This is a genomic window from Tsukamurella sp. 1534, from assembly GCF_000312385.1.
Classification (GTDB): Bacteria; Actinomycetota; Actinomycetes; order Mycobacteriales; family Mycobacteriaceae; genus Tsukamurella.
The window spans coordinates 1,478,759-1,498,983 of the sequence record NZ_HE997626.1 but is presented as its reverse complement, the minus strand read 5'-3'; the positions used below and the strand labels follow the sequence as shown (position 1 = coordinate 1,498,983).

Genomic DNA, 20,225 nt, shown 5'->3' with positions numbered 1-20,225 from the left:
CGATCCGTCGGGGCGGCGCCGCCGCCGTCTCCGGCCCCGCCGCCCGACGGTCCGCCTCACACCGTCTGGTACTTCGCCCCGACGGCCTCGTAGGTGGGAATCGCCCGACGGTCACGGGTCAGCAGCGGAACCTCGGCGTGGGCAGCAGTGGCTCCGACGAACGCGTCGTAGATCGCTCCGCCGCGAACACCTTTGGCACCCAGCCCCGCGACGAATGAGCGCATGTCGTTGGTCGGAAATCCAATCACCTGCAACCCGAAATCCTCGATCGTCTCCGAGGCCTCCGCCGGGGATATCCGGTGGGGCGAAGGTAGTCGCGTGAGCACGGAGAAGGTCTCAAGGAGAACGTGGGTCGGCAGAACGCTCTCCGACAGACGCACCGAACCCCGCAGCTCGTCGTGCGCCGGGTGCCATTTCATCAGCATCGGAAGCAGCACACTCGAGTCGAGGGCGTAGAAGGTCATCGTCGCGTGGCCTCGAGCGTCTCGCGGATGATGTCGTCAGTCAGTGGTGGCAGGTCTTCCGCCGCCCGAATGACCGGCAGAATCCCTCCCTTATCGATGTGCACCTTGGCCGGTGCGATCTCGATCTCGATGCGTCCGTCTGCCAATGTCACGTCCACCGCCCTCCCGGCATCCAGCCCCATCGCGTCCCGGATGGCCTTCGGCACCACGATCCGCCCCGCCCCATCGATGGTAGTTCTCATGCCATTTTTCTACCACCGTTCCTGCCATTCGTCTATGCATTCGCACACCTCACCGCGTCCGACGCCCGCGCCCGGTACGCCGCGGAGGACCGCCGCCTGCTCCCGCAGGTGGCCGCGCACCGGCGCACCTCCGCAGCGCCGATACGGCGTCCATGCGGATCGGGTCAATCCACCGGGATCGTGGTGGTGCCCAGGACGTCCCCGAGCTGCCACGGGTCGCGACCGTTCGCGGCGTTCATGTCGCAGCGCACCCGTCCGTAGCCCTCGGGCAGTCCGTCACCGTAGCCGCTGCCGTCGGTGTATTGGTGGATCACGTAGCGCCGCCCCAGTTCCGGGGCGTTCGCGAAGTCCGGCGGTGCGCCGTAGGAGGGCACCACGAACGGGATGTCGGGCAGCTTCTGCCAGATGCCGGCGTCGTTCGGGTTGAGGTAGCCGAGGCAGCGGGTGATCCGGGTTCCGGTGCCGCCGCGCCATTCCGAGGCGCCGCGGACGAAGCCGTTGAAGGCGTCGGAGTGGTCGCCCACGATCTGCCCGCCCCACGATTCCGCGTCGGCCATGGTGACCACGTCGGGCCTGTCCTCGCCCTGCATCTCGATGTGCACGTCCAGGCTGTCCTGCCAGTTGGGGCGGACGACGGCGTACACGATGGCGCCCACCAGGCGCCCGTCGTCGAGCATGCGGCGCACCGTGTCCCAGTTCTCGGCGAACCGCCGGTCCCGGTAGGTGCCGTCGTTGGAGCGGATCGCCACCCAGCGATACGGGTACTTGTCCGGTAACGCCGGCTGCCACTCGGAGACGTCCGCATACAGCGTGTCCGTACCCGACCTGCGCTTGCGAAGCCTCTTCCTCACCGCGGCACCTCCACACCGGCGACGCTACCCGCTCGGGCACACCGAGTTTGCGTCCTCGGGAAGGTGGTGCGTCAGGCGGCGGGCCGTCCGTCCGCGGTGCCCGACGATGCCCGGCGCCGCCAGGCGACGAGCGCGACGACCGCCCCGATCCCCAGCAGCGCGGTGGCCACCGCCGATCCCTCGAGCCCGAATCCGCCGCCGGTGAGCAGGTCGTTCGCGCCCTCGGCCGGCGAGAATCGGGTGAGCGAGGTGGTCACCTCGATGTTCGAGACGGTGCCGCCGGCCACGTTGGCGAGGCCCCAGTTCCACACGGCGTGGAACGCGCACACGCCCCACAGGCCGCGTTCGGCGAGCGCCCAGAAGCCCAGCATCACCGCGACGATCAGGAGGTTCGCGACGGCGAACAGGCTGACGTCGCCGTTGGCGCCGTGCAGGAACGCGAACACCATCGCCTGGACGACGATCGCCGCCCACACGCCCCACCGCCAGGCCACGGCCTGCACCAGGAAGCCGCGGGTCAGCACCTCCTCGGTCGATCCCTGCACCGCGAACCCCGCCAGCAGGATCAGCACGGGCACGAGGGAACCCCATGCGGGTGCGGAGAGCGTCGCCGCCCCGCTCGCGACGTTCACCAGGACGAGCAGCGCGATCATCGCCGCGGCGACGGCCGCGCCCCGCGCCACCTGGCTGCCCGCCGCGCCCGGGCGCAGGCCGCCGGGGAAGCCGACCGTGGCGAACCGTCGGCCCTCCCGGTACCGCACCCAGAGCGCGAGGAGTCCGAGCGTGCAGGCGAATCCGACGGTGAACACGGCCTGGAGGACGAACGTCATCCGCGTCGCCCCACCGCCGGCGATCGCGAGGCCGATCACCGACGGCGGCAGCTGCCCCAGCAGGAAGCAGACGAACACCACGAGCACTCCGAGCAACGGCCCGGTCCGGTTCGCGGCGAGCAACATTCCCGATTCCAGGGGTGCACGAACGTCCTGAGGCGTCACCAGGGGGACGCTACCCGGAACCGAGATCGACCTCCACCCAGCGCCCACCATCGGTTCACCCGCTCACGGGTTGCGAGACCATCTCTCGCGCGGGCGATCCGGGCTGATGCCCGCATAGCGCCCCTCGGCGCTCGGCGACGCCGTGGCGCTGACCGTCAGGCCTGCGGGACGGAGCAGGCGGCACCGTCGCCCGTGATCTCCACGCGGGACACGAACCGGTGCCCGGTGGAGCCCTCCAGCGAGAAGCCGGCGGCGCGGCCGGGCTCGAGGTCCAGGATGAGGCGGCTGTTCTCCCACACCCGGGCCTCCCCGTCGGAGACCCATACGGGTACCACGTCGCCGTTCCCCAGGTCGACGGTGCCGAGCCGCACGTTGGCATCGCCGACGCGGAACTCGTCCACCGTGAAGCACATCGGTGCGGACCCGTCGCAGCAGCCGCCGCTCTGATGGATCAGCAGCGGCCCGTTGCTGGCCCACAGCCGCCGCAGCATCTCCCGCGCCGGCTCGGTGGAATCCACGCGCTCAGTCATGCACACGCCCCTCTCGTCCCCGTCGACGGTAGTCTCGCGAAAGGCACCCGGCGGGCGGTTGACGAAGAACGACAACACCCGGACGACGGATGTCGACCGGGTGTTGTCCTGTGCGCCCGAAGGGATTCGAACCCCTGACCTTCTGATCCGTAGTCAGATGCTCTATCCACTGAGCTACGGGCGCATACCCATCTTCAATTGTCGCCGGTCCGAAGACCGACGTGGCGGAGGCGAGAGGATTTGAACCTCCGGTCCGGTGTTGGCCGGACAACTCATTAGCAGTGAGTCCCATTCGGCCGCTCTGGCACGCCTCCAAATCGGACGCGATGCGCGAGCGATCCTTACGGGTCACGCGCAACCGCCGAGCAGCTACTTTACACAACGCCTTCCCAACCCACAAAACCGCAGGCCACGCCTCGATCCCGCTCACGGCACCCGGGCGAGCGCGCGGACCGGCGCACCGTCGAACGGGCCCACGGCGAGAGGGTGGATCCCCACCTCGCACTCGGCGGGCAGGCCCGTGAGCCCGCACAGGTTCTCCACGATGAGCCCGTCCCGCCCGAGCACGAGGGCGTGCACGGGGAAGGTCGCGGAATCGATGGCGTCGGGGCTGTAGCAGTCGACGCCGAGCACCCGCATCCCCCGGTCCCACAACTCCCCCACCGCCTCCGGCGCGAGAGCGGAGTGTTCGCGGTACCGGGCCGTCCCGAACCAGCGGTCCCAGCCGGTGGCGATCAGGACGATCGCCGGGAGCCGCGCGGGGAGCGCCCCGAGATCCGAGGGCCGGATCGCGGCGCCGGCGGCCACGTCGACGGGGATCACGCGGGCGGGTCCGATCAGCTCCTCCGGCGGCACGTCGGCGACGGTCCGCCCTCCGGCCACGGTGTGGCACGGGGCGTCGACGTGGGTGCCGCTGTGCGTCGACAGCAGCAGCCGCGTGACGGCCACCCCGTCGTCGTCCAGCGTCAGCGCCGGCTCCGCGGCGATGGGCGGGTCGCCCGGGTACTCGGTCCCGGGCGTGAGCGGGTGGGTGAGATCGATCCAGCTCACGCGGTCACCGGCTCCTCCCGTTCGCCTTCGCGTCGTCCGCTGACGGCGACGCTCGCCGCCCAGTACAACCCGGCGCTCACGAGGAACGTGGGCACCGTGGCCCCGACGGGGCTCACCCACAGATACGTGATGGCCGAGGAGAACGCCACCCCCACGATCCACACCACGACGGCGATGGGGTTCCAGCCTCCGCGGTACCAGTACTCGCGGGAGTCCGCGGAGGCGAGCGAGGCCGCGTACCGCCCGCGGCGCAGCACGTAGAAGTCCACGACGATGATCGCGAACACGGGGATGAACACGATGCCGATGGCGGTGAGGAACGCGGTGAACTTGTCGAGCAGGGCGAGCCACGCCGATCCGGCGATGGAGATCACGCCGAGCCCCAATGCCGCGGGGAGGAAACGGATCCGGCCGGGTTCGGAGTTCACCAGCGACGTCACCATGCCGTAGACGGCCATGGTGTTGGTGGCCATCACGGAGAAGAACACCACGATCGCCAGGGGCACGCCGAACTCGTCCACGATCACCGTCGGGTCGAACGACGGGACGTTCTTGCCCTGCGCGAACAGGTAGGCGATCGCGGTGGCGCCCAGGGCCATCGCCGCCACCGTCGACCCGACGTAACCGAGCCCGGATCCCACGACGCCGCCGCGCGAGGTGCGGGCGAACCTGTTGATGTCGGCGGAGAGCACCGTCCAGGAGATGGCGGTCGCGACCACGATGTCGAAGATGCCGAGGCCGCTCAGCCCCTCCGGGTCGAGCGGCAGGGAGTCGAGGCGGGAGTAGCCGTCGCCCAGCATCATCGCGAACAGGTAGCCCATGATCGCGAGGATGACCACGGCGAGGATCGGCTCGACACGGGCGATGCCGGCGTGGCCGAAGATGGCCAGCGACACCACGATCACCTCGCAGAGCACCGAGAACAGCACGGGGTTGGAGTAGCCCGTCTGCGCCGCGATGACGTGGTTGACGGTGACGCCGGCGAGCATGGCCTGCACCCAGCTCCACCCCATGAGCACGGCGATGTTGGCGGCCACGGGGATCCGGCTGCCGCGCACGCCGAACGAGGCGCGGGTGAGGGCCATGGTGGGCAGCCCGGTGCGGGTGCCGACGTTGCCGACGGCCACCAGCACGAGGGCGCCCACGACCGTGCCGGCGACGATGAGCCACAGCGCGGTGGTGAGCGACACCGACGGCACGAACAGCGTGCCGGTGAGCATGGTGGTGACCACGAGATTGGCGGCGAGCCAGATGAATCCGATCCGGGGCCCGCTGAGATCGCCCGCCACGGGCTGTCCGTCGTCGGCACCGGCGTGCAGGTGCGCGTCGAGGCGGCGGTAGTAGCGCAGCATCATGCCTCCGAGAGGTGTTCGTGGACGGCGAGGAGCGCGCCGTCGTCGCGGGCGGCGAACACGATGGATTCGCGTTCGCGGGTCTCGGTACGCGTGCCGTCGGCGTCCTCGGTCACGGTGCGCACGCTGTGGCTGAACACCGCGGTCCGGTCGACCACGGTGACGGTCCGTTCGGAGCTGTCGCAGGAGACCACGCGCCAGCCGCTCTCCACCCAGCCCGCCCAGAGCCGCTCGTACTCGGCGCGGTCGCGGAGGGTGCGGGGTTCGCTGTGGAAGACGAACGTCGCCCGCGGGTCGAAGCCGGCGAAGTACGCCTCGGTGTCCGTCGCAGCGAAGGCCGCGATGATCCGGTCCGCTGCGGCCGTCACGTCCGAATCGGTGATGGTCTGGTTCACTGCGCCTCCTGACCTGGCAGTTCCTCTGCCTGAGGGCGCAACTGTAAGCCCGGTCACACGAGTCCGCAAGCAGTTCGAATACCCGCGACCGGCGCCGGTGACGCATATGCTCGACAGTGACGAGGCGTACGCGTCCAATCCGGCCGATCACGCACCACTTCACGCATGATCTGCGTGCACTGGCACGCCGAAACTGCCCGCACCGAATATCGGGAGGCGCGATGGACCAGGTCGATCAGCGGCTCGTGGACCTCTTGGGGCTCGACGGGCGCATGAGCCACCGGGATCTCGCTGCGGCCGCCGGCATCACCCGGGCGACCGTCGCCGCGCGGCTGCGCCGGCTTCTCGATGCGGGCGGCGTCACGGTGCAGGGCGTCGTCCATCCGTCGGTGATCGGCCGGGGCGAGATCTGCTACGCCCGGATCGCGGTCGACGGTGCCGCCACCCCCGTCGCCCTCGCGCTCGCCACGCTCCCGGACGTCGTCTACGTCTCGATCACCACCGGCCGGTTCGGGATCGCCGCCGAGATCCGCGCGGGCTCCGTCGCCGCGGTCGACGGCGCGCTCGCCCGGATCCGCGGGCTGCCCGGGGTGGCGCGGGTGGAGGCCCTCGCCTACCGGCGGATCCTGCGGGACGCGGTGGGCCCGGTCGGGGACGCCCGGGCGCAGCTCGACGCGGCCGACGTGGCCCTGTTGCGCACCCTCGAGCACGACGGGCGCGCCTCCTACGTGCGGCTCGGGGACGCCGCCGGCCTGTCCGCGGCCGCGGCGCGGCGGCGGGTGCTGCGACTCGTGGAGGAGTCGATCGTGCGGATCGGGCCGATCGTGAGCCGCGCCTCCGAGCACGCGATGGGAATGGGCATCCACGTGCGGGGCGACACCGCGGAGGCGGCGGCCGAGGTGGAGGCCGCGGCCGGGGTGTCCTTCCTGGCGCGCACATCCGGAGCCTTCGACCTGCTGGCGACGGTCCGCGCGCCGACGGCCGCCGCGCTGGCCGACGCGGCCGACGCCGTGCGGGGGCTGTCGTCCGTGGCCGGCGTGGAAACGTGGGCGCACCTGCGGTTCGTCAAGGAGTCGTACGCGTCGCTGGACGCGGGGCCCTGGTCGCACGGGGCGCCGGGCACCCGGACCGCGGAGGGGGACGGGCGCACCGTCGGACTACCCTGACGGGGTGGCCACGCAGAACCAGCCCCGTCCCGACGCGCTCGCCCTCCGCCCGGATCTCGACGCGCTGCCCGCGTACGTCCCGGGCAGGTCTGCGCCGGGGGCGATCAAGCTCGCGTCCAACGAGATCGTCGACGGTCCGCTGCCGTCCGTCGCCGCCGCCCTCTCCGACGTGCTGCGCAGCGCCAACCGCTACCCGGACAACGGCGCGGTCGCGCTGCGGGCCGAGCTGGCGAAGCTGACGGGCGTCACCGAGGACCGCGTGCACGCGGGCTGCGGTTCGGTGGCGCTGTGCCAGGACCTGGTGCAGGTGACGTGCCGCCCGGGCGACGAGGTGGTGTTCGCGTGGCGCAGCTTCGAGGCGTACCCGATCGTGACGAGGGTCGTCGGCGCGACGCCGGTCCAGGTGCCGCTCACCGACGGCCACGTGCACGACCTCGACGCCATGGCCGCCGCGATCACGGACCGCACCCGCCTGGTCTTCGTCTGCAACCCCAACAACCCCACCGGGACGACGGTGTCGGAGGAGCAGCTGGAGGCGTTCCTCGCGAAGGTGCCTCCGCACGTGATCGTGGCCCTCGACGAGGCCTACTACGAGTACCACCGGCCCAACGAGGAGTCCGGCGAGCGGATCGACGGTGCGGCGCTGATCTCCCGGCACCGCAACGTGATCGCGCTGCGCACCTTCTCCAAGGCGTACGGCCTCGCGGGGCTCCGGGTGGGATACGCGATCGCGGACCCCGAGCTCATCGCGGCGCTCACGAAGGTGCACCTGCCGTTCTCGGTGAGCGTCCCCGCGCAGGCGGCCGCGATCGCCTCGCTGCACGCCGGCGACGAGCTGCTGGCCCGCACCGACGCCGTGGTCGTGGAGCGGAACCGGGTGCGGGAGTCGTTGCGGGAGAACGGGTACGAGGTTCCGCCGACGCAGTCGAACTTCGTGTGGCTGCCGCTGGGCGCCGACGCGAGCCGGTTCACCGCCGACGCCGCGGAGGCCGGGCTGCTGGTCCGCGGGTTCGACGGCGACGGCGTCCGCGTCACGGTGACCAACCGGGAGGAGAACGACGCGTTCCTCGCGTTCGCGAAGGGGTGGGCGGAATGACCCTCGGCAAGCACGAGTTCGCGTTCACGGCGCACGTGCCGGTGCGCTGGTCGGACATGGACGCGCTGGGCCACGTGAACCACGCGCGTATGGTGACGCTGCTCGAGGAGGCCCGCATCCAGTGGCTGCTGTCCGCGGGTGAGAAGTACGCGCCGCTGATCAAGAGCGCGTTCATCGCGGATGTGGCGATCAAGTACAAGGCCCAGCTGTACCACGAGGATTCGCCCGTCCAGGTGGGGATGTACATCGCCGGGAACCGCAGCGTGGATTTCACGCTGGGCTACGAGGTGCGGGCGCGCGGCGCGGCACCGGAGTCGAAGCCCGCGATCCTCGCGACCACGCAGATGGCCGTGGTGAACATCGAGAAGCGCAGCCTGCGCCGCCTCACGGACGAGGAGAAGGGCTACCTGGCGTCCTGGTCACGCGCCTGATCCGGCGGCGGGCCCGCCGGGCCGCTACCCGGGAGCGCGGGGCGCGACGCCGAGCCGAGTTCGCCTCGGGCGCCGAGGATCTGCCCCGCCACGCGGGTGGCGCTCTGCGTGGAGATCTCGCGTTCGCCCGAGCGCAGCACCAGCTCGTGGATCTGCTGGTCGATGGATTCGATCGACATCCGCCGCGGCCGTTTGGAATCGGCCACGTCCACCAGGTCCCCCACGCGGGTGAGGGCGGTGACGCGCGCCAGCAGTTCCTCCCAGACCCGGTCCAGCTCGCCGGACCGCGTACCGTCGGCCAGTCCCGGGGCGTAGCGGAGCTGCCCCCACACGGCCCGCATCTGCGCGACGTCGGCGGAGATCTGCACCAGGTCGGTGGGCAGGTCCAGCTGGAGCAGTTGCTCGTCGAGATCGCCGGCGCTGACGGACCGTGAGTAGCTGACCTTGTCGTAGACGAGGCCGGCGAGGAACAGCAGCACGTCGTACCGGTCCTCGAACACCAGCAGCCGCTCGTCGGGAGCGCCGTGGCCGTCGACCCAGCCGGCGACCTGCGGAGCGAGCCGCAGCACGGGCCCGGCCACCCGGGCGACGGTGCGCGCGGCCACGGCGGCGGCCGACGGGGTCAGGGGCAGCGGGGTCCGGCACAGCGCGTCGAAGAGGGCGTCCCGCTCGTCGAGGTCGAGGTGCACCGCGTCCTTGCGGGCGCGGCGGACGGCCCGGACTCCCGCGGCGAAGGACAGCCGGTTGAGCGTGAACGCGTGCCGGAAACCGGCGAGCTTGCGACGGGCGTCGGCGGCGCGCAGGGCCTCGGCCGCCGTCTTGGCCTGCACGAAAGGGTTGGGTGGCAGATCCTCGGCGAGGGGCTCCGGCTCGGTCGCCTCGGCGATCCTGCTGAGCCTGCGCAGCTTGGAGTAGCCGCCGATGTCGGGAAAGGCGCGCTCGGTGTCGAACCGGTTGAGCACCACCTCGCGGGCGGCGGGCTCCAGGTGGCCCGCGGCGATGAGGAGGGCCGCCTCGTCGGAGAGCTCCCGGCGCGGCATCGGGATGGCCCGCGCCTCACACCACCGGCGTACCGGCGCGTCGATGTGCACCTCCGGATCCGGCTCCGTCATCGTCCACCCCCTTTCGCGGTCGGTCCCGGTCATTGTCCCCGAAGGGGAGGGCGGCGCGCAGCGCCCACGCGAGCGGGATCGTCACCAGGGTCGTCGTGACGAAGGCGATCGCGATGTTCCCGGTGAACGGCACCCAGTCGAACACGTCGAGCAGCAGCACGTCCATCACGATGAGGTGGATGAGGAAGAACTCGTAGGAGATGCCGCCGAGCCACACCATCGGCCGGCTGCCGAGCAGCCGGTGATAGAGGGCACCGCCGCGCGGCGCGAGGCCGAGCGGGGCGATGAGCGCGGCGGAGATCACCAGGTAGAGCGCGGACTTCATGATCGCCTCGACGGGGCTGCGGGGCACCATCGTGGGCGGCCCGCCGATCGCCGGGAGGGCGGAGACGACGAACGCGGCCACGGCGAGCGCGAGGCACGCCGGGGTGGCCCAGCGGGGCCACGCCCGCAGCGTCCGTGCCGCGACGGTGAGCGCCATCCCGGCGATGAACCACCACAGGTACGCCGGCGGCCACATCCGGGCGGTGAGCTCGATGTCCGGGGCCACCGTGATCCACGCCGGCGTGATCGCCGCCAGCGCGGCCAGCCCCGCGAACAGCCGGCCGGGCCGCCAGCGATAGCGGCACACCACCGCGGTGAGCAGCCAGCCGAGCAGCGGTAGCGCCAGGTAGAAGGCCATCTCCACGCACAGGCTCCACGCCTGGGTGAGTCCCACCCGCATGTGGCCGAACCCGTAGATCTGGAGAAAGCCCAGGTTGCGCAGGTACCCGTCGATGCCGCGTCCGGACGGGTTCGGCTCGAACCGGATGATCCCCAGCAGGTAGACCGCGCTCACCACCACCCAGTAGGCGGGCACCACCCGGCGGAAGCGGTGCCACGCGTAGCGCCGCAGGTCGGGCTGGCGCCCCGTCCCGTCGCACAGGAGCGCGACCCACGGCCGGAACAGGAGGAAGCCGGAGAGCGCGAAGAAGATGGGGACGCCGATCTCGAATCGCGCCCAGAAATGACCGACGAAATCGTCCGTGTAGTGGCCGGTGGAGAACGCGGCGTGCGTCAGGCAGACCGCGGCCGCGGCGACGGCGCGCAGTCCGGTGAGCGGAGCGATCCGACCCTGCATGCCTCCATGATGCCGTGGCGCGCTCAGGCGCCGACCGCCGGTCGGAACACCCGGCGGTAGCCGAGCGGGGTCATCCCGGTGTCGCGCCGCAGGTGCGCGCGCAGGCTCGCCCCGGTGCCGAATCCGGCGTCGCGGGCCACGGCGTCGACGGGGCGATCGGTGGCCTCCAGGAGCTCCCGGGCGTGATCGAGCCGGCGGCGCAGCACCCAGGCGCCGGGGGTCTGCCCGGTCTCCTCGCGGAACCGGCGGTTGAAGGTGCGCACGGACATGCCAGCCCTGCGGGCGAGGCGTTCCACGCCCAGGTTCTCGGCGAGGTTGCGCAGCGCCCAATCCCGGACGGCGACGGTGCTTCCCGGGCCTCGGGCCGGCACGGGTGCGTCCACGAACTGGGCCTGGGTGCCCTCGCGGCCGGGCGGGATCACGCAGTGCCGGGCCACCTTGTTGGCCACGGCGGCGCCGTGGTCCGTGCGGATCAGGTGCAGGCACAGGTCGAGGCCCGCGGCGAGACCGGCTGAGGTGAGCACGTCCCCGTCGTCGGTGAACAGGACGTGGTCCACGAGCCCGACGCGCGGGTAGAGCCGGCGCAGTTGGGCGCCGTACTTCCAGTGCGTGGTCACGTCGCGGCCGTCGAGGAAGCCAGCGGCGGCGAGGACGAACGCGCCGGTGCAGATGGACACCAGTCGGGTTCCGGGACGGATGGTGTCGAGCACGGCGCGCAGTTCCGCGGGCAGGGTGCCCTCGAACCGCGGACCGTCGATCTTGGTACCCGGCACGATCACGGTGTCCGCGTCGGCGAGCACCTCGGGTCCGGCCTCGGGCGTGATCGTGTAGCCGCCGATGGCGCGCACCGGGCCGCCGTCCGTGCTGCACGTGACGACCCGGTAGAGCGGGGCGTCCGCGTCGTCGGTGGCCTCGGAGAAGCACAGGGACGGGATGGCCGCGTCGAAGCCGACGATCGGTTCCACCAGGAGCACTGCCACCGTATGCATGGCATGATTCTTTCATATCTTGTCATTCATGCCACTGGTTCGGGCCGACCGTCGGCGGAATCCTGATCGGGTGACTACGACACTGCGGCGCGCGCGACGCGCTCACTACGCGTGGATCGTCCTCGGCGTGGCCTTCGTGACCATGCTCGGAGCGGCGGGATTCCGCTCCGTGCCCGGCGTCATGATGGACCCGCTGCACATGGAGTTCGGCTGGTCGCACGCGATGATCGGCGCGGCGATGTCGGTGAACATGGCGCTGTTCGGGCTCACCGCCCCGTTCTCGGCGGCGCTCATGGACAAGCTCGGCGTGCGGCCGGTGGTGGTCGGTGCGCTGTCGCTCGTGGCCGCCGGCACCGGCCTCGCGGTGTTCATGACGGCCTCGTGGCAGCTGATGCTGCTGTGGGGCGTGCTCGTCGGCCTCGGCACGGGCTCGCTCTCGACGGCGTTCGTCGCGACGATCGCCCAGCGCTGGTTCGTGGCCCGACGGGGCCTGGTGACCGGCGTGCTCACCGCCGCCGGCGCCACCGGGCAGCTGATCTTCCTGCCGATCGTCGCGGCGCTGTCGGAATCGTTGGGCTGGCGTGCCGCCACGCTCGTGGTGACCGCCGTGGCAGTGGCGGTGATCCCCGTCGCGGGCCTGCTGCTGCGCTCGTGGCCCGCCGACAAGGGGCTGCCGCCGTTCGGCGCCGACGAGGTGGCGCCGCCGCAGCCGGCCGGCGGCGGCGCCGTGAAGTCGGCGTTCGCCGGCCTGGTACTGGGCGCCCGCAGGCCCGCGTTCTGGTTGCTGGCAGCGAGCTTCGCGATCTGCGGCGCCACCACGAACGGGCTGCTGCAGACCCACTTCATCCCCGCCGCCGGCGATCACGGGATGCCCGCCACCGCGGCGGCCTCGCTCCTCGCCGTCATCGGGATCTTCGACGTGATCGGCACCATCGCCTCCGGCTGGCTGACCGACCGCGTGGATTCGCGCATCCTGCTGGTGGTCTACTACCTCGGTCGCGGTCTGGCGCTGGCGTTGCTGCCCTCGCTGCTCTCGCCGGAGGTGGCGCCCGGGTTGCTGGTGTTCGTGCTGTTCTACGGGCTCGACTGGGTGGCCACCGTGCCGCCCACGATGGCGCTGGCCCGGCAGCACTTCGGCGAATCGACGCCCGTCGTGTTCGGCTGGATCTTCGCCTCGCACCAGGTGGGCGCTGCGGTGGCCGCGTTCGGCGCGGGCTACATCCGCGACGCCTCGGGCGGCTACGACCCGGCGTTCTACACCGCCGGCGCGCTCTGCGTGGCGGCGGCGGTCATGTGCTGGGCCGTCCCTCGGGCCCGGGCGTCGACGGCGACGCCCGAGCCGGTGGCCGTCTAGTCCGAAGCGGCGCCCTCGGGGACGGCGTCCTTCGAGTCGACGAGGAGGCGGACCATGAGTTCGGCCGGCGGGTTACCGGGGTCGGGCTCAATGAACGCGGTGAACATCGCGCCCCCGCCGGAACTGTGCTCGAGCGTCGCACTGGCCTGCAGCACCTCACCGCCGACGGTGGCTGTGAGGCCGTCGAGAATCCCCTGCTTGACCATTCGCGGATCACCCAGGTCGACGTGGATCCGGCTTCCCACCTGAGGGATCCGCGCCCCGAAGCAGCCGGTCGGCCCGGTGATCATCAGGGTGCGGCGCTCCCGCTCCTCCGTCGCGAGCCGCGCGTCGACCTCGCCGGCGGTCGGTATCCGCAGCGCGGTCATCCGGATGCCCGCGACGACGCCGGTGGTCGCCCGGCCACCGTCCTCCAGCAGGTCGTCGGGCCACCGGGTGGCCTCCCGCACGGGAGTGTGGACGGCTGACTCCGGGGCGAACCGATACGACCGCTCGCCGGTCCGCAGGAACCTGCCGGTCTCCTCGTACAGGCGCTCGACCACGCCCGTCAGGACGGGGCGTACGTCGTGCTCGTGCCAGCTCAGCGCGAGGTGGAGCGGGCCGGTGGGATCGGCGAGGCCGTAGCCGAGCTGCGCCACCACCTCGCCCATGGTGACGAGCCCGCTGTGCGGGTCCCAGCCGGTGACTGCGGGGGCGAGATACGCCGGCACCTCGGCCGAGTGGACGGAGAGCGAGCCGGTGAGTTCGGCGCCGAGATGGGGCACCGTGCCGCAGCACTGGTACTGCCAGTTCGAGATACGAACGTGGACAAGGGAATCGTCGATTGACGACAGGTTGTTCACTGTGATCACCGGGCGGTGGAGGACCCGCGGCGCGAAGGCCCGGGAGCCCGATGTACCCGGACCGATGCTAGCGGATCAGCAGTAGCCGCAGATACCGGTTGCGGCGAGCTCGGTGAAGCAATTGGGGCACAGTTTCGGTTGCCGCGGTTCGGGCTTGGCGGGTGCGGCCTTCGTGGCCGACGGTGCCTTCCGCTCCCCCGGCGCCGTCGCGCGGGCCGCGCCGGAGCGCGGCGCGGCCGAGCGGGCCTTCACGACGCGTCCGGTCGACGGCCGGGACTTCGCGGCCTTCGCCGCCGCCGCGCGACGGGCCTCCTCCAGCTTGGGCGTGAGGCGGGGGCCGGCGCCGGAGGGGACGGCGGCACCGAAGTGCTGGTAGCAGGCGAAGCGCGCGGCCGCGGCGTGCTCGTCGAGGTTCCCGGGAACCGGGAGACCGGCGGCGGCGACCGCGTACGCGTAGCCCTCGCCGACCTTGTGGTCGTGACCGACCATCAGCGCCACGAGCGGGGGCTCGCCAGCGGCCTGGCAGAGGTCCGTGATCCGCCGCTGCAGGGCGGCGACCCAGAGGCGGACGGGCGCACGCGTGGCGATCCCGGCGTCCGCCTGGGCGCGAGCCGCGAGCTCCGCGTAACTGATGAAGAATCCGAAGCGTCCGGCGTCCTGGGCGAGCGCCGCGTGGGCGGCGTCGGCCCACCGGTCCAGCGCTTCGCTGAACGGGACGGACAGTTCGTTGGTGCTCCGCCACGCCTCGAGGTCGATCGGGTCTTCGGGGGCGCCACCGGCTTCGCTCACCCCGCCATTTTACGTCCAGCCATGGGCTACAACGCAAACCGTTCCGCTGTGCGTGAACCAGCTCACTGAGTCACTACGTCGAAACCGATCTTGCAGATGAACGCGGAGACCACCACGAGGAAGACGACCTTCACGAAACCGCTCCCCTTCGATACCGCGGTGCGCGCCCCGAGGTAGCCGCCCGCAACGTTGGCGCACGCCATGGCGAGGCCCAGCTTCCAGTAGCCGGCGCCCTGCGGGAGGAACACGACGAGCGAGGCGAGGTTGGTCGCGAAGTTCGCGACCTTCGCCTTGGCCGACGCCTCGAGGAAGGCGTAGCCCATGAGGCCGACCATCGCGAAGACGAGGAACGAGCCCGTGCCCGGGCCGAGCGCACCGTCGTACACCCCGATCGCGAACCCGGCGAGCCCGGCCGTCACCAGGTGCCTGTGCCCGCGGAACCGCAGGTTCGTGGCGTCGCCGAGGTCCGGCTGGCGCAGCGTGTAGACGAACACCACGATGAGCGCGAACAGGATGATCGGGTTGAAGGCCGAACGCGGGATGTGCGAGGCGATGAGCGAACCGGCGACGCCGCCCGCGAAGGCGGGGATCGCGAGGGCGACGGCGGTCCGGGCGTCGGGCCGGACGCGCCGCCAGTAGGTGATGCTGCTGGTGGCGGTCCCCGCGATCGACGCCATCTTGTTGGTGGCGAGCAGATGGATCGGCGCGGCGGTCGGGAACGCGATGAGCAGCGCGGGGAGCTGGATCAGGCCGCCCCCGCCCACGACGGAGTCCACCCACCCGGCGGCGAGGGCCGCGAGCAGGAGAAGGAGCAGCGTCGTTGTGGTGATGTCCGGCACGGGATAGATCGTGCTGTAATGGCCTTGTGCATATCAACCCTTACGGGTCGGCCCCGGTGCTACTCGCCGCCGACCTGGCGAACGACCCGCCGGCCGGCCTGGAGGAGCTCCTCCGACGGTGCGCCGACCACGACATGGTGGTCGAGCGCGCGGCACCGTCGGACTTCCCCGCCTGCCGCGCACTCGTGGACGCGTGGCTCACCGTGGTCGACGCGACCGGGCCGGCGGAGCGCGCCGAACGACTCAATTCTCTTTTGGCGCAGCATGTGTCGTATCCACGGGTGACCGACCATGCGGGCTCGGGGTGGCACGTGCACTACCGCGACTCCGACTCGTCGCTGCAGGCCCAGCTGGCGGTCCTGATCCTGGTGGGGACGGCGCTGCACCTCACCACGCAGGGAATGTCGCGGCTCGCGCGGTGCTCGTCGAGCGACTGCTCGCGCGTTTTCGCCGACGTCTCCCGCAACGGGACGCAGCGGTACTGTTCGCCGCGCTGCGGCAGCCGGGAGGCCGTCCGCCGGCACCGCGCGGGCTAATCTGTCCGAGCAACCGGACGGAGAGGGCGGCAGGACGGAACTGCAAAAGTCTTGGCGGAGAAGCGGTGCGGCCGCTCTGATCGCGGTGGGCGTGCTCGCGTTCGGCGGGTGCGCGAAGGCGGGCGGCGACACCACCTGCGAGAACTACCTGAAGATGTCCGACGGCGACCAGCGCGAGCAGGTCGGCAAGCTCTACAAGGACAAGCACGGTGAGGACCCGTCGGCGCTGGTGATCACCGGGCTCCAGCAGCAGGTGTCGGTGTGGTGCAAGACCGCCGGCAAGCCCGATTCGCCCATCAAGGAGATCCCCATCTCCTGATCTCGCACCCCCTTCGGCCCGCCGTTTCCAACCGGTCGGACCGAATGTTGGAGGTCCGCACAAGTCGTCGACGGGGTCGCCCCCGTACGTTCGACTGCATGTCGAACGATGTGGTGTCCCCCGAGGCTCTGTCCAAGGAAGAGATCAGCGCGCGGGCCGAGGCCGCCGTGGGATATCACTACGTGCACAAGGACACCTACCTCGTGGGCCGCGAGAAGATCCGCGAGTACGCGTGGGCGTCGCAGTTCACGGCCCCCGTTCACTACGACCTCGAGGTGGCGCGCGCCGCGGGCCACGACGATCTGGTGGCGCCGCCGATGCTGGTGAGCGTTGCCGGGATCGTGGCCAACCGGCACCTGTTCGACGACGGCGTGATCGGCTACGGCGCCAGCCAGTTGATGCAGGCCGACGAGTCGATGACCTACCACCGGCCCGTCGTCGCCGGCCACGAGCTGACCATGCACGTGCACGTGGACAAGTACCGCCAGGTGGGCGGCTACGACATGGTCACCATCCGCAACGAGATGTACTCGCAGGACGACGAGCACCTGGTGACGTTCTCCACCACGCTGATCGGCATGTCGCCCGACGAAGAGTCCGACTTCACCGACATCGCCGAGCGCATCGTGATGCACGGCGTGGTGACGGCCTGATCAGAGGCGCTCGATGATGGTGGCGTTGGCCATGCCGTTGCCCTCGCACATCGTCTGCAAACCGAAGCGACCGCCGCTCGATTCGAGGTGGTTCACGAGCGTCGCGAGGAGGCGAGTGCCCGAACCACCGAGCGGATGGCCGAGCGCGATGGCGCCGCCGCGCGGATTGAGCCGCTCGGGATCCACGTCGAACTCCGCCGCCCACGCCATGGGCACCGATGCGAACGCCTCGTTGACCTCGAACGCGTCGATCCGATCCGCGGTGAGGCCGGCCCGGTCGAGCGCCTTGTGCGTGGCGGGGATCGGGCCGCTGAGCATGATCTCCGGATCCGAGCCCACCACGGAGAACGAATGGAAACGGGCGCGGGGCGTGAGGCCGAGGGCGGCGGCCTTCTCGGCGCTCATGATGAGCGCGGCCGAGGCGCCGTCCGTCAGCGGCGACGAGTTGCCCGGCGTGATGGACCAGTCGATCTCGGGGTAGCGCTCGGCGAAAGCAGGGTCGGCGAACGCGGGCTTGAGGGCGCCGAGCCCCTCGGCGGTCGTGGTTGCGCGCACCGTCTCGTCGACCGAGTGCACCGTACCGTCGGGCAGGGCGACCGGAACGATCTCGGAGTCGAACGCCCCGGAGGCGTGCGCATTCGCTGCACGACGGTGTGATTCGGCTGCGAAGGAGTCCAGGCTCTCCCTGTCCAGTTTCCAGCGGGCGGCCATCAACTCGGCACCGATCCCCTGGTGGGGCAGGCTCGGGAAGCGGGCTGCGAGCGGCCCCATCGGCGCGCCGACGAGCGACGTCGAGCCCATGGGCACACGGCTCATGGACTCGACGCCACCCGCGATCACCACGTCGTACGCGCCGGCGATCACTCCCTGCGCAGCGAAATGCGCCGCCTGCTGGGAGGATCCGCACTGACGGTCGATCGTGGTTCCAGGCACCTCCACCGGCAGGCCCGCGGTCAGCCCCGCGATCCGCGCGATGTTGAGAGCCTGGTCCCCCACCTGGTGCACGCAACCTGCGATCACGTCGTCGATGACGGCGGGATCGATGTCGTTGCGCTGCACCAGGGCCGAGATCACGCCCGCGAACAGGTCGACGGGGTGAACGGGATGCAGTGCACCGCCCGGCTTCCCCTTGCCGGACGCGGTGCGGACGATGTCGACGATGACGGCGTCGGTCATGGTGGTTCCTTCGATCTGGTTGGGAGGGTATGACGGTGCGCTCAGCGCGGGGCCATGCGGATGGCGCCGTCGAGGCGGATCGTCTCGCCGTTGAGCATCGGATTGCCGACGATGGCCGCCACCAGATCCGCGTACTCCGACGGGCCGCCGAGGCGCGCGGGGTGCGGGACCTGCGCACCGAGCGCGGCGCGGACCTCCTCGGGCAAGGTGCCGAGGAGGGGCGTGTGGAACAGCCCGGGCGCGATGGTGACGACGCGGATCGCGACGGAGGCGAGGTCACGGGCGATCGGCAGGGTCATACCGACGATGCCGCCCTTGGACGCCGAGTAGGCGGCCTGCCCGATCTGGCCGTCGAACGCGGCGACCGAGGCCGTGTTGACGATGACGCCACGCTCCTCGCCGTCCTGCTCGTTCGCGGCGATCGCCGTGGCGGCCAGGCGGATCACGTTGAACGTGCCGATGAGATTGACGTTGACGACCTTCGTGAACGCGTCCAGCGGGAACGCGCCCTTCTTGCTGGTTGTCTTGATCGCGTTGCCGATACCGGCGCAGTTGACGACGATCGCGAGCGTGCCCTGATCGTTCGCCTGGTCCACCGCGGCCTGCACCGCTGCCTCGTCGGTGACGTCGGCGGGCGCGAAGCGGACGGCCTCGCCCAGCGCGTCGAGCGCGGTGGTGTCCGCACCCGGAAGGTCGATGGCGACCACGCGCGCACCGTCGGCGGCGAGCCGGGTGACCGTCGCGAGTCCGAGCCCGGAGGCACCCCCGGTCACCAGCGCGGTCTTGTTCTTCACATCCATCTTCGAAGCTCTCCTCGACAGGCGACACGGTCGCTCAGTTACAGAACAGTCATTAACTTCTAGCATGTGGACCGGAGCCTGGTCCAGCAGATGAGCAAACGAACCCTCCGCAGTACGCACCTTCTCTACCGTCTGGCGCCGCGATTCGAGTAGCCGTCTACTCGCGCGCTCCCGGCACGCGCCACACGACGATCGACGACACCGGCAGGTCACCAGCCCACATCGCTCGACCACCGACGCCGGCACCCGACAGCGCCGGCCCGATTCGGACAGGCGCACGACTGCAGGAGGACAACCATGGGGTACAGATTCACGGTCAGCAACGCTGAGAACGGACAGGCGACCTGGCGGCTCCACGCCGGTAATAACGAGATGGTGGCATGGGCAGGCGAGACGTTCGCGAGCTTCTCGAACGCCCGCCGAGCCGCCTCCGACTTCAAGACAGGCGCGAAGTACGCGACGTACGACGTCTACCTCGATGCCGGCAACGAGTGGCGATGGCGTGCCGTACGAGGCGGGCGCAAGGTTGCAGCCTCAGGAGAGTCCTTCGCCAACAGGGCGAATGCCGAGAGGGCTTCGGCGAACGTTCGCGACAACGCCGGGGGCGCGAAGCTCGACTGATTCCACGACGCGGCACCCGTTCAACGCGCGCCAACCGCGACGGCGCCCCGCGTACCGCCGGGGCGTCGTCAGCCGTCGGCGAAAGGGCTGAACTGGATGCCCGCGAGCCGCCACGCCCCGTCGTCGCGCACCCACGTCTGCGAGACGCGGGTGGCGATGCGGACGTCGTGCCCGGACGAGTCGGCGTGATTGCGCTGCACGGAGCGGACGATCGCCGCGTCGCGGAACACGCGCGCGTCGATCTCGTCGACGTCCAGCTCGTGATACCTGAAGAACTCGTGCCGGCCGATCCACTGCTCCTTGTCCAGCACGAACCCCTTCGGCCCGATCGACTGGAACTCCGGGTGCAACAGCTCGTTCAGCACCGCCCGGTCGTCACGCAGCTCGGCGTCGTCGAATCTGCTCTGCGCCTCGATCACCGTGTCGTGGTCACTCATTTTCCGTCTCCTCAGGGTCTGTGCCTCACCCACCAGCTATGTTAGAGTGACTCTAAGTTTCGAGCA

General features: G+C 70.8%; 25 protein-coding genes and 2 tRNA genes. 8 read left to right on the top strand and 19 right to left on the bottom strand.

Translation table 11 applies throughout. The features are described from left to right. Positions 1–56 precede the first annotated feature (56 nt). The 10 genes from BN39_RS07295 to BN39_RS07250 form a co-directional block, all read right to left on the bottom strand. Positions 57–464: a type II toxin-antitoxin system VapC family toxin gene (locus tag BN39_RS07295; protein WP_019201722.1), complete on the bottom strand. Its 408-nt coding sequence runs from the start codon at positions 462–464 to the stop codon at positions 57–59. After that, positions 461–706 (bottom strand): AbrB/MazE/SpoVT family DNA-binding domain-containing protein, encoded by a 246-nt coding sequence (locus BN39_RS07290; RefSeq protein WP_019201721.1) that lies wholly within the window; start codon positions 704–706, stop codon positions 461–463. The genes BN39_RS07295 and BN39_RS07290 overlap by 4 nt, the downstream gene beginning before the upstream one ends. A 164-nt stretch (positions 707–870) precedes the next feature. Continuing rightward, entirely contained in the window at positions 871–1,557 is a 687-nt protein-coding gene (locus BN39_RS07285) for a hypothetical protein (RefSeq protein ID WP_051158848.1), read from the bottom strand. 71 nt (positions 1,558–1,628) lie between these two features. Beyond that, positions 1,629–2,552, bottom strand: coding sequence for a CPBP family intramembrane glutamic endopeptidase (locus tag BN39_RS07280; RefSeq protein ID WP_159103231.1), 924 nt, complete (start codon positions 2,550–2,552; stop codon positions 1,629–1,631). Between the two features lie 155 nt (positions 2,553–2,707). Continuing rightward, positions 2,708–3,082, bottom strand: coding sequence for a DUF779 domain-containing protein (locus BN39_RS07275; RefSeq protein WP_040766822.1), 375 nt, complete (start codon positions 3,080–3,082; stop codon positions 2,708–2,710). Between the two features lie 111 nt (positions 3,083–3,193). Continuing rightward, positions 3,194–3,266 (bottom strand) — tRNA-Arg (locus BN39_RS07270). Positions 3,267–3,304: 38 nt separating this feature from the next. Then, positions 3,305–3,396, bottom strand: a tRNA-Ser gene (locus BN39_RS07265). Positions 3,397–3,508: 112 nt separating this feature from the next. Continuing rightward, a complete protein-coding gene (locus BN39_RS07260; RefSeq protein WP_019201718.1) occupies positions 3,509–4,132 on the bottom strand; it encodes a cyclase family protein in 624 nt (207 codons plus the stop codon). Then, positions 4,129–5,487, bottom strand: coding sequence for a cytosine permease (locus BN39_RS07255; protein WP_019201717.1), 1,359 nt, complete (start codon positions 5,485–5,487; stop codon positions 4,129–4,131). The genes BN39_RS07260 and BN39_RS07255 overlap by 4 nt, the downstream gene beginning before the upstream one ends. Next, on the bottom strand, positions 5,484–5,879 hold the full coding sequence (locus BN39_RS07250; RefSeq protein WP_019201716.1) for a nuclear transport factor 2 family protein: 396 nt from the start codon (positions 5,877–5,879) through the stop codon (positions 5,484–5,486). The genes BN39_RS07255 and BN39_RS07250 overlap by 4 nt, the downstream gene beginning before the upstream one ends. A 221-nt stretch (positions 5,880–6,100) precedes the next feature. Here BN39_RS07250 and BN39_RS07245 point away from each other — a divergent pair, with 221 nt between their 5' ends. From BN39_RS07245 to BN39_RS07235, 3 genes are read left to right on the top strand one after another with little or no spacing between them, the layout of a single operon-like run. Continuing rightward, a complete protein-coding gene (locus BN39_RS07245) occupies positions 6,101–7,045 on the top strand; it encodes an Lrp/AsnC family transcriptional regulator (protein WP_019201715.1) in 945 nt (314 codons plus the stop codon). Positions 7,046–7,049: 4 nt separating this feature from the next. Then, positions 7,050–8,141: a histidinol-phosphate transaminase gene (gene hisC, locus BN39_RS07240; RefSeq protein ID WP_019201714.1), complete on the top strand. Its 1,092-nt coding sequence runs from the start codon at positions 7,050–7,052 to the stop codon at positions 8,139–8,141. Then, positions 8,138–8,572, top strand: a complete 435-nt coding sequence (locus tag BN39_RS07235) for a thioesterase family protein (protein WP_019201713.1) — start codon at positions 8,138–8,140, stop codon at positions 8,570–8,572. Before hisC ends, BN39_RS07235 begins: the two co-directional genes overlap by 4 nt. Here the strand turns inward: BN39_RS07235 and BN39_RS07230 are convergent. From BN39_RS07230 to BN39_RS07220, 3 genes are read right to left on the bottom strand one after another with little or no spacing between them, the layout of a single operon-like run. After that, positions 8,545–9,684 (bottom strand): hypothetical protein, encoded by a 1,140-nt coding sequence (locus BN39_RS07230; protein WP_019201712.1) that lies wholly within the window; start codon positions 9,682–9,684, stop codon positions 8,545–8,547. The genes BN39_RS07235 and BN39_RS07230 overlap by 28 nt on opposite strands. Beyond that, positions 9,629–10,804 carry an acyltransferase gene (locus BN39_RS07225; RefSeq protein WP_019201711.1) on the bottom strand — a complete coding sequence of 392 codons (1,176 nt, stop codon included), beginning with the start codon at positions 10,802–10,804 and terminating at the stop codon, positions 9,629–9,631. The genes BN39_RS07230 and BN39_RS07225 overlap by 56 nt, the downstream gene beginning before the upstream one ends. 23 nt (positions 10,805–10,827) lie before the next feature. Further along, entirely contained in the window at positions 10,828–11,793 is a 966-nt protein-coding gene (locus tag BN39_RS07220) for a GlxA family transcriptional regulator (protein ID WP_040765989.1), read from the bottom strand. Between the two features lie 28 nt (positions 11,794–11,821). Here BN39_RS07220 and BN39_RS07215 point away from each other — a divergent pair, with 28 nt between their 5' ends. Beyond that, positions 11,822–13,147: an MFS transporter gene (locus tag BN39_RS07215; protein ID WP_051158846.1), complete on the top strand. Its 1,326-nt coding sequence runs from the start codon at positions 11,822–11,824 to the stop codon at positions 13,145–13,147. On the opposite strand, the gene BN39_RS22160 is transcribed toward BN39_RS07215, so the two are convergent. The 3 genes from BN39_RS22160 to BN39_RS07200 form a co-directional block, all read right to left on the bottom strand. Then, positions 13,144–13,998, bottom strand: a complete 855-nt coding sequence (locus BN39_RS22160; RefSeq protein ID WP_148281432.1) for a DUF6578 domain-containing protein — start codon at positions 13,996–13,998, stop codon at positions 13,144–13,146. The two genes, BN39_RS07215 and BN39_RS22160, sit on opposite strands and share 4 nt — an antisense overlap. Positions 13,999–14,064: 66 nt before the next feature. After that, positions 14,065–14,778: a hypothetical protein gene (locus tag BN39_RS07205; RefSeq protein WP_019201707.1), complete on the bottom strand. Its 714-nt coding sequence runs from the start codon at positions 14,776–14,778 to the stop codon at positions 14,065–14,067. A gap of 62 nt (positions 14,779–14,840) precedes the next feature. After that, entirely contained in the window at positions 14,841–15,617 is a 777-nt protein-coding gene (locus BN39_RS07200) for a TSUP family transporter (protein WP_019201706.1), read from the bottom strand. A gap of 26 nt (positions 15,618–15,643) precedes the next feature. Between BN39_RS07200 and BN39_RS07195 the strand changes: the two genes are divergently transcribed. The 3 genes from BN39_RS07195 (at position 15,644) to BN39_RS07185 (ending at position 17,125) form a co-directional block, all read left to right on the top strand. Then, positions 15,644–16,153 (top strand): CGNR zinc finger domain-containing protein, encoded by a 510-nt coding sequence (locus BN39_RS07195; protein WP_040765985.1) that lies wholly within the window; start codon positions 15,644–15,646, stop codon positions 16,151–16,153. Between the two features lie 85 nt (positions 16,154–16,238). After that, a complete protein-coding gene (locus BN39_RS07190; RefSeq protein ID WP_019201704.1) occupies positions 16,239–16,472 on the top strand; it encodes a hypothetical protein in 234 nt (77 codons plus the stop codon). A gap of 98 nt (positions 16,473–16,570) precedes the next feature. Further along, a complete protein-coding gene (locus BN39_RS07185; protein ID WP_019201703.1) occupies positions 16,571–17,125 on the top strand; it encodes a MaoC family dehydratase N-terminal domain-containing protein in 555 nt (184 codons plus the stop codon). On the opposite strand, the gene BN39_RS07180 is transcribed toward BN39_RS07185, so the two are convergent. Together BN39_RS07180 and BN39_RS07175 are read right to left on the bottom strand one after the other, a co-directional pair. Beyond that, positions 17,126–18,301, bottom strand: a complete 1,176-nt coding sequence (locus tag BN39_RS07180) for a thiolase family protein (protein WP_019201702.1) — start codon at positions 18,299–18,301, stop codon at positions 17,126–17,128. A gap of 41 nt (positions 18,302–18,342) precedes the next feature. Next, positions 18,343–19,101, bottom strand: coding sequence for an SDR family NAD(P)-dependent oxidoreductase (locus tag BN39_RS07175; RefSeq protein ID WP_040765981.1), 759 nt, complete (start codon positions 19,099–19,101; stop codon positions 18,343–18,345). Positions 19,102–19,398: 297 nt separating this feature from the next. Here BN39_RS07175 and BN39_RS07170 point away from each other — a divergent pair, with 297 nt between their 5' ends. Beyond that, on the top strand, positions 19,399–19,722 hold the full coding sequence (locus BN39_RS07170; protein WP_019201700.1) for a DUF1508 domain-containing protein: 324 nt from the start codon (positions 19,399–19,401) through the stop codon (positions 19,720–19,722). 68 nt (positions 19,723–19,790) lie between these two features. Here BN39_RS07170 and BN39_RS07165 read toward each other — a convergent pair whose 3' ends face one another. Beyond that, the gene (locus tag BN39_RS07165; RefSeq protein WP_019201699.1) at positions 19,791–20,159 is read right to left on the bottom strand and encodes a nuclear transport factor 2 family protein; all 369 of its coding nucleotides are present in this window, start codon (positions 20,157–20,159) and stop codon (positions 19,791–19,793) included. Positions 20,160–20,225: the final 66 nt, after the last annotated feature.